We start from the raw sequence: 8,983 nt of genomic DNA, 5'->3' as shown, positions 1-8,983 counted from the left end.
TTTGGTTGAAAAAACTCCTCTTTTTTGTCATCTTTGGCTTCCCTACGGCGGTTGGGATGTCACAAGTTTAGTGAAAATCAACCCAAATTAACTTTATTATTCATCAATCATTTATACAAAGAAATATGAAATTCGGAACCAAAGCCATTCATGCAGGTGTAGAGCCAGATCCGAGTACGGGGGCTATTATGACCCCTATCTTTCAGACTTCCACATACGTGCAGCGCTCTCCCGGAGATCATCAGGGCTATGAGTATTCCCGTACCCATAATCCCACCCGGACTGCTCTCCAGCAAAATCTTGCTGCACTTGAAAATGGCAAGCATGGAATCTGTTTTTCATCCGGATTAGGTGCAATCGATGCCGTAATCAAACTATTCCGACCTGGTGATGAAATCATCAGTACCAATGACCTTTACGGTGGTACTTACCGGCTTTTCACCAAAGTTTTTGAGCCTTTCGGTATTAAGTTTCACTTTGTGCCTATGGCGGACCCGGCAGCGATCGAGTCAAAAATCACTGCGAATACCAAGATGATTTGGGTGGAAACACCTACTAATCCCATGATGAATATTATTGATATTCAGGCAGTGGCAGACTTAGGAAAAAAACATGGAGTACTCGTGGCTGTGGATAATACATTTGCCTCCCCTTTTATCCAAAATCCACTCGATCTAGGAGCAGACATCGTGATGCACTCAGTGACTAAGTATCTTGGAGGGCATTCGGATGTAGTGATGGGAGCTTTGGTAGTGAATGATGATTCGCTCGCAGAGCGTTTGGTCTTTTTGCAAAACGCCTCCGGAGCGACTCCAGGTCCTCAGGATTGCTTCTTGGTACTTCGAGGCATCAAAACACTTCACCTCCGGATGGAGCGTCACTCCCAAAATGGGAAGACCATTGCTGCCTATTTAAAAAATCACCCGAAAGTTGAAAAGGTCTACTGGCCTGGATTTGAAGACCACCCCAATCATGATATTGCTAAAAAACAAATGCGTGACTTTGGCGGTATGATTTCATTTACGCTGAAGGGCAATCGTCTGGAAGATGCCAAGAAAGTGATGGAAAACTTCCAAGTTTTCGCATTGGCTGAGTCCTTGGGAGGAGTAGAGTCACTTTGCGGCCACCCTGCAAGTATGACCCACGCCAGCATTCCAAGGGAAGAGCGTGAAAAGGTTGGTTTGGTAGATTCCCTGATCCGTCTCAGTGTGGGTGTGGAAGATGCTGAGGATCTAAAAAATGATCTTGCTCAAGCTTTATCTAGTATCTGATTAACCGAGAATTTTAGCAAATAACTGACTGGCCTGTTTTTCGATCACGGAAGACAGGCCTTTCTTTTTCTGCTTCAACTCCTTGGCCCAATCAAGGTATTTCTGAGATACCTTTGGTTTTTCTGCCAAAAACTGACTGAGAAATTGAATCTCCAAATGATTGACATACCAGCTATCCAGACTATCAATCATTTGCTTCATTTCTGTATGAATACGTGCTATGAAAATCGGGTTTAATCCCAAATGGCCTAGCAGTTGTTCCAGTTTCATGATTTTTTGCAGTCCCAAATGCAAGTCTTTATAAGCTCGGCTATCCATTCCTTTTTTCCACTCGAGTTCGAAAAATTCCAACTCATCTTGGACCAACTGATGAATCGCCGTACTCACTTCAAGGACTTTAAGTCCTTTACTTGATTTTTTGACTTGGTCGAGCAGTTGACTCCATTCCGAGGTAGTACTGCCCACAATCCTATCAAAAGCTACTTTATGCAATCCCCTTTTGTGAGTTTGGATAAACTGCTCATAGGAATTATACCGGATAGCTAGATTTGATTGTCTCTTTTCCAATCCTTGTTCTACAGCCTTTAGGCGAATGATTTTTTTTAGATCTTTTTCCAAAGGCCTGAAGTCCCGAATGAGTTGGTTAGAGAGTTCTTTTTGCTCAAAATGGATTTTGCCAATCAAATCCGCGAATAGCTCGAGGTATAGCAGCTTTTCATAAAGTTGCCCGGCTTTTTTGGATCGAATCCGCTTGCTAAGCTCGAAAAACAATTGAATAGCCTCCTGATGGCTTTTTTCAAAAACAGAAAAAACAGGCGAAACTTTAGTCTGCATGGATCAAGAGATTCGTACTAGGGTCGCCCCATATCCCCATTTATCCTTCTGGGTGTCCTTAAAGTACTGAATATTTCTCAATTCACTCAGTCGCTTTTGAATTTCTTTGCGGAGGACTCCATTACCGATTCCATGAACGAAGGTGATTTCATGCATTCCAGATGCAATAGCTTGATTGAGGTTTTTTTCAAAGGTCTCAAGCTGAATTCTTAGTATCTCCGAATTACTCATTCCTGTCGGATCTTGCACGAGTTCTTCGATGTGTAAATCGATTCGCTGTGCTGGCTTTTTGATAGGTTCGGTGATTGGTTTTGGCTTGATATTCTCCAGCTCAAGATTCAGTTTCTGAACGTCCAAGTCTTGGGTAGTTTGCTCCAAATGAAAAAGATAGCCTCTCTTTCCCAAAAGTGGTGCTTCTCCAAGATGTTTGAAAAACTGGGAAGCTTTGATCTTGAGTTTTCTTTCAAAAGGTTTCTTCTCCGGGCCTAGCTGGGTTTGAATGGGAAAAAACCGAAGTAAAAAAGCAGGCCATTCATCGAGTTGCTTTAGGATTCGGTCATCAAATTTTTTGCTTTCTCCAGAAAGTAATTTGTCTGCGAAAAGCGTCCGATGATTCGTGCCAAAAACCTCCGTGCATTGCACCAAGTATCCATCCCTGCTATCGTTGATGAGGTACAGGCTGATGTTTTGATCATTGATGGGAATAAAGGCAAGATACAAACCTTGATCCTTGGGCTTGGAAATAGGTAAGGGTATTTTTTCCTCCTCGATTCCCTCTTCTTTTTTTCCAAAATAGGCTTCCTCGGCCGAGTGGATGACTACCGCTTCAGACTTGAGAGCAGGAATGGTGAACCCATCTTCGATTTCTACTTCAATCCTACCACTGGAGGAAATTTTTCGTACAATTCCCTCTTCTGTGCTTCGTAGTAGTCTGACTCGGTCTCCGATATTCATGAATTTAGCGCTTCTTTATAGGTGTCAATGGCTCTTTGCCTTGCAAATTTATGATCTACGATGGGTTTTGGATAATCATTGCTATCTAATTCAGGAATCCATTTTTTAATGTAGCGTAGATCCTTGTCAAACTTGTCTGTTTGAGACTCCGGATTAAATACCCGGAAGTAAGGCTGAGCGTCTGTTCCGGTCCCCGCTGCCCATTGCCAGCCACCATTGTTAGAGGCAAGTTCAAAGTCCAGAAGCTTCCGTGCGAAATAGGCCTCTCCCCATCTCCAATCTATTAAAAGGTGTTTGGTAAGAAAGGACGCCACGATCATTCGTACCCGGTTGTGCATGTATCCGGTGGTGTTGAGTTCCCTCATTCCCGCATCGACTATGGGATAGCCGGTTTTGCCCTCACACCAGGCTTTGAACTCCTCTTCGTTATTTCTCCATGGAATCTGGTCATACGCCGGCTTGAAGGCCTTATCCACCACCTGTGGATTGTATGCCAAAATAGTCATGTAAAACTCTCTCCATATCAATTCATTCAAGTAAGTATCGTTGAGTTTGGAGGCAGTAAGGGCTAATTTCCGAATCGAGATTGTGCCAAATCGTAGGTGAATTCCAAGTCGACTCGTTCCCTCTTTTGCAGGGAAGTTTCGATTTTTATCATAATGCCGAATGATATCTTCGTCCGTCATTTTAGGCGGAATCTCAATCGAAGATTTTTCGAAGCCTACCTCTTTGAGCGAGGGTAGATCAAATGCTTTGCACTCTAGAAGATTTTTCCAATGGAAATAATTCAGGGGCTCTATGGTCTGTTTTTTAAACTCTTCAAGCCAAACCCTACTGTAGGGGGTGAAGACTTTGTAGAATTCTCCAGAGCCATTCAAAACTTCTCCTGGCTCAAAAATCATTTGATCTTTGAAAGTGAAGAGTTCAATAGCCTTTTCCTTTAGAAGTTTTGCCACTTCCTTATCACGCTCTTTGGCATAGGGCTCATAATCCCGGTTGGTATAGACTGCCTGCACGTCGTAATCCTCGAGAAGGGATTTGAAAATTTCCACAGGACGTCCAATTTTCACCAGAAGGCTGCTGTCTTTTTCTTCAAATTTTGAGTTGAGATCTGTGATTTGATCGTGGATGAACCCTACTCTTGCATCATCTTTATCCTCCAGTTTTTCTAGGATATTTTGATCAAAAATGAATAGGGGGAGTACGTTTTCTTCCTGCGAAAGTGCGTAATACAGTCCAGTATTGTCATCCAGACGAAGGTCTCGTCGAAACCAAAACAGCGTGATTTTTTGCATAATTTACTTTTTCAAAATAAGCCCATAGCGTACAAAAATGTTTACCTATCGCTGATCAACTGGTAAAATTTGATTGGGTTTATTGTAAATAGAATCAAGTCTCTCTACTACCGGGCTTAGATCGATCGGTTTCCAATCGGCGTCTTCTTGGAATCTGAGGTAGTTATCAGAGTCTTCGATCAGGGAGGTGTTTCTTTTTTTCTCCTTCCGCTGTGTGATCTTCTGGAATAGTTCGGAGAAAGAATTGAAGGAAACATTTTGAGTGAGTGCTACTCCGTAGGTCACAATATTCTGTGAAAGCGAGAGCGAAGTGAAGGTGTTGAAGTTGTTTCTATTGAATATACGCATTCGGTATACCCCATCGTCTGTAAGTAAGTATTCAGCTTGCCAGTCACCGATGATGGATGCAGCTCCAGCCTGTCCAGTGTTATCTGTAAATCCTCCGTCTCTTGACACCCTTAGTCGGCCGTCGAGGAAAGTGTAGGCAACACTTAGCTGGAAAGTTTCCAGGGTATTTTGATCCAGGTTGGCAAGGTCAATATTGATTTCAAGATTTTTATCTACTTGGCTGGCAAGTGAATTAAGTTGGGCAGATAGCAATTGCCCCAAACTATTTGATATGGAGTTGACGCCTGCAAACTGACCCTCCGGAGAAAATGATCGGCTCATAATCACGGAGAAAACCTGTCTGTTCATCTCCTGTTCATCGTTGGCGATACGAGACTGAAAAGATGAGATGGCAGTTTGAACTTCTCCACTATTGGGAAGCTCAGAAAAATCAAAACCAAAGGAAATGTCAGGCGACATCAGTTCCCCGTCAAGATTCATGATGACACTGACTGGGTAACGCCTGTTGGTGCCATTTTGCTGATCTTGTGTCGTACTCGTGGCCAATAAAGGCTGAATAGAAACGGACTCTGTGTATTGTGCCGTAAGGTCGAGGATTCCCTCGTACGGATCTCCATACCAAGATATTCTGCCCCCGGGCTGTACGGTGAATTTTTTATTCACCACATTGTAAAGGGAGAAATCATAACTTGCTTCGGTCACCTCGTAGGTACCATTCAGCTGGAAGGCCCCTTGGGTATCGATATTCATGGTCAGGACACCTCTGCCTCGCCCCGAGATTTTTTCCTGCGTCCTTGGGTCAATGATAATTTCAGCGTAGGCATCGGGAGTTACCTCCATGGTGAAGTTCATCTGGAAGTTCTGAATGTCTAGGCGATCTATTTCTTCATTTATTGACTGGACAGATACTGTATCATAAATATTGACAAAAGTGATGTAATCCTCACTGACCTGCTCATTACTGCTGCTCAAAGGAATGAAAATCCGGGTATCGCGTTCACTTCTTGCTCTTGCGTCCATGATAAGATTATCGGTATTTCCACTTAAATCCATTTCTCCTGTGACATAAATGGTCCCGTAGAAGACCTCATTGTCTTTGGCAGAGGTATTCATGACTTGAAAGTTCCTTAAGTCAGCCTGAATGTCCAGTCTGATGTTATCCAAGCCTTGGTAGTTTAATCCACCCTTCAGGTCAGCTGTATTTCCCCGTACATCCTTAGCAATTAATTTGTCAAAGCGAACTTGACCTGGCGTGAAAAGCACGCTCCCATCCAATTGATAAAGAGTATTCAGGTAATTGACACGTAATTTTCCCTGATCGATCTTTCCTTCACCCACCAAGGTAGGATTAATGGCATCACCTTTAAGCTGAATGTCACCGGTGATCTGACCGCCCATGTCAGAGAGGTAATTGGAGAGAAATGGCTCGAAAATTTTGATTTCAGCCTCTTGAAGTTTTCCGTTGAGATCAAATTCAAGGGTACCGAGCTCCAAGTCACCTCCCAAAGTGATGGTTTTCTTACCATCAAGCATATTTTCAATTTGCAAAACCATTGCATCATCCTTAAGATGAGCTTCTGTTGAGAGGTCTCCGATTGGGATTTCGTTAATCGTCAGGTTTTTTATTCCGATTTCGGCATCCAAAGTCATCTTTCCTGCCTCTCCTGTACTGGAGCGAATCAGTCCTTTTACCTTTCCTTCATATTCCTGTGGAGTCAGGGTGTTGAGAATATTGGCATTCACCTGGTCAAGGCTCAAAGTCCATTCATCCTCCGGGCGATTGCTTAGAACTCCTTCTAAGTCAATTTTTTGTTCGCCAGAAATGAGCATCAGGTTTTCAAACTTCACAGAACCGGGTAGTAAAGTGACCAAATTGTCAGGGTCAAATTGCCAGTTACTACTTAGTACAGTTAGTTGGGAAGGCTTGAGCTGAAGAGTGGTTTGAGAAGGGGAAAATTGAGCTACTGCATTGACACGGGCCTTGCTTTGAGTCGAGTCCTGATCCAGGGCTAAATTCAGATCAAGGGCATCGTTGTTCCAAATTGCTTCAAATCCCAAATTGCTGAAATCGAGCTTTCCGCCAATATTTTGTTGCTTTGAGAAGATGTAAAAAGAAGCCAAAATCTCGGGACTGTTTATGATTTTGGAGGTGTTGAAGTCAATATTTACCTGTCTCGCTTCATTAGCACCATATCGAAGAGTGTCAATCCCTGAGAAAAAGTTGAAAATCGTATTTTCTTCTGTTTGATAAAATGCTCCTTCGACTAGGGTATTTTTAGAAATATAAAGATCGGGTTTGAGCAGTCGTAGAATGGGATTTATATCAATCAGGTTGATATTCAGGTCAAGATTGTAGGGAACTGAGAAATAGTCCGAGTTTTCCGCCACTGGGGCTTCGTCTTGCAGAAGTATGGCCAAATATTGCTGAAGCAAAAAAGGCAAATCCTTTGCCATTTGCTCCAATTTAAACTGACCTGAGGCACCGGCCACGATGTAGTCGGAGTTTAGAGACATAGTTCTCGTCCCTCCGGCAAAAAGTGACTGAAAATAAAAATCTCCTACTTCCAATATCCTGTCTTGGTAGCCGACGACTAAATCATTGAATCGCATAATTCCAGTCAAATCGTCGATATTGATCCCTTGGGTGTCAATTTCCAACTTTCCTTTGAAGTATGCTGGTGTGTCAATCAGATTAATAGCTTGAAGATTGGCCGAATCTAGTGTGAGTAGAAGAGAAATAGCTTCCGAGCTGTCCTTTAGATTGATACTTCCTCCACCATTCAATTTTAGGTTTGGGTCATTGATGCTAATGTTCCCTTCGAAAAGCTCCAATCCGTATTTTGCGTCAGTTTGGATCCCTGTGTAATTGTAGCCCAATAGTCCGAAATTTGAAACATTGGCATCTAGGTCCAAAAGCAAATCATCCAGTGAATTTCCCTCTGCCTCTACCGTACCGCTTAAGGAGATTTTTTGAAAAGTTTCTCGCTGATCGGTCAGGATGCCCAGATTGAAGTTTTCGATATCTACTCGGGATACTACTTCATTCTTTCCATTTTGGTTTTCATAGCGGATCCTACCTGAAACTTTTCCTATTGAAGTTCGAAAATCACCATCCGTATCGAACCGGTCTAAATAGCCTCTGAAATTTGAACTGAGGCGAATAGTCCCAAATTTCAAAACCTCCTTTTTGCTGGATTCAGGCAAGTAAGGGCTTAAATCTTTGGTGTCAAGCGTGGAGTTTTGAAGAGAAAGATTGATGTAGGTATTTTCTATATCTGGCAAGCCGTCTAGCAAAATTGATCCAAATACCTCCGTTTTTTCGCCGAGTCTAAGAATAAATTCATCTGTTTTGATTTCTGAAACCGGACCTGTGAAGTTTCCCGTGATTACAAGTTCATCCTGAATATCGGGAAGAGTAGGGGCGAAAAAGCGAAGATCTCCCAATCCTAAGGTGGTTTCTTTCATATTTGCATTGATCGTCACCTCGGAGATGAATTCCGAGAAAGCGCTGAGTGAACTGTATTCCAGTCTTAAAAAATCCTTGATGTGACTTTCATTCGTGACTAGCTTCAAATTCGCAAATTCCATAAACCGGGGAGAGTAAATGAAATCAGTCCGAAATTCCTTGATATTTAATCCAGACCCAGATTCGAGGCCAACCATGTGGGCTATCTTGATACCAATTTCACCTCCGTCGAGGTAGAATTCACTGGCAGAAATGCTAATGTCCTCAAACCGCATTCGGTTATAATCTAAGCCTTCGGAAATGGGCTCAGAATTGAAGTTGACCAAGGCAAAGCTTGAGTTTCGCATTTCAATCTGGCCAATCCCAAATTTCGGGCTTGCTCCTCCGCCTCCAGAGCTGAAACGGTTGCTTAATTCATTGACCCAAAGGTTGATATTCATCAATGAGTCACCTTGATGTGTCAATAGCTGAATTTTCGCTTTTTCGATCCTCACCTGATCAAGGTTTGGCTGCCCTGCCGCAAGGAGCTTTCCAAGTTCAAAATCTACAAAGATTTCCCCTGCACCAATCATGATACTATCTCGGTGATCCCGGATTTCTACATCCGAGAGACTCAAAGCGTCCATCCAATTCAGATGAATTCTTCCTATAGAGGTTTCAAACTGACTGTCAGAATTGAGGAAATTAGTAGCCCGTTGAATGAGCCAATTTTGGACTGGAGCAGTTTGAACCAATAGGGCAACAGCGATCAGGAACACTGTCAGAGAAAAGATTACCCATAAGACTATCCGGAACGCTTTGTGCAAAAAATCCGT

5 protein-coding genes are annotated in these 8,983 nt (G+C 42.8%); 1 reads left to right on the top strand and 4 read right to left on the bottom strand.

The genetic code is table 11. From position 1 onward, the window contains the following. The first annotated feature begins 125 nt into the window (after positions 1-125). Positions 126-1,271 (top strand): cystathionine gamma-synthase, encoded by a 1,146-nt coding sequence (locus tag CDH51_RS07815; protein ID WP_100628130.1) that lies wholly within the window; start codon positions 126-128, stop codon positions 1,269-1,271. Here the strand turns inward: CDH51_RS07815 and CDH51_RS07810 are convergent, their stop codons facing one another. Genes CDH51_RS07810 through CDH51_RS07795 form a run of 4 tightly spaced genes read right to left on the bottom strand, consistent with a single transcriptional unit; the run spans position 1,272 to position 8,974 of the window. Further along, positions 1,272-2,105: a hypothetical protein gene (locus CDH51_RS07810; protein ID WP_100628129.1), complete on the bottom strand. Its 834-nt coding sequence runs from the start codon at positions 2,103-2,105 to the stop codon at positions 1,272-1,274. 3 nt (positions 2,106-2,108) lie between these two features. After that, a complete protein-coding gene (locus CDH51_RS07805) occupies positions 2,109-3,059 on the bottom strand; it encodes a Smr/MutS family protein (RefSeq protein WP_100628128.1) in 951 nt (316 codons plus the stop codon). Further along, the gene (locus CDH51_RS07800; protein WP_100628127.1) at positions 3,056-4,354 is read right to left on the bottom strand and encodes a cryptochrome/photolyase family protein; all 1,299 of its coding nucleotides are present in this window, start codon (positions 4,352-4,354) and stop codon (positions 3,056-3,058) included. Before CDH51_RS07800 ends, CDH51_RS07805 begins: the two co-directional genes overlap by 4 nt. Before the next feature lie 45 nt (positions 4,355-4,399). Then, positions 4,400-8,974 (bottom strand): translocation/assembly module TamB domain-containing protein, encoded by a 4,575-nt coding sequence (locus tag CDH51_RS07795; protein ID WP_157807070.1) that lies wholly within the window; start codon positions 8,972-8,974, stop codon positions 4,400-4,402. Between the last annotated feature and the right edge of the window lie 9 nt (positions 8,975-8,983).

The organism is Algoriphagus formosus, from assembly GCF_002807035.1.
GTDB lineage: Bacteria > Bacteroidota > Bacteroidia > Cytophagales > Cyclobacteriaceae > Algoriphagus > Algoriphagus formosus.
The sequence above is the reverse complement of the archived record's forward strand: the minus strand, read 5'-3'. Positions and strand labels throughout refer to the sequence as shown.

Excerpts from the sequence above, each read along its gene's own strand:
- CDH51_RS07815 (WP_100628130.1), top strand. The coding sequence starts at position 126 with ATGAAATTCGGAACCAAAGCCATTCATGCAGGTGTAGAGCCAGATCCG.
- CDH51_RS07810 (WP_100628129.1), bottom strand. The coding sequence starts at position 2,105 with ATGCAGACTAAAGTTTCGCCTGTTTTTTCTGTTTTTGAAAAAAGCCAT.
- CDH51_RS07805 (WP_100628128.1), bottom strand. The coding sequence starts at position 3,059 with ATGAATATCGGAGACCGAGTCAGACTACTACGAAGCACAGAAGAGGGA.
- CDH51_RS07800 (WP_100628127.1), bottom strand. The coding sequence starts at position 4,354 with ATGCAAAAAATCACGCTGTTTTGGTTTCGACGAGACCTTCGTCTGGAT.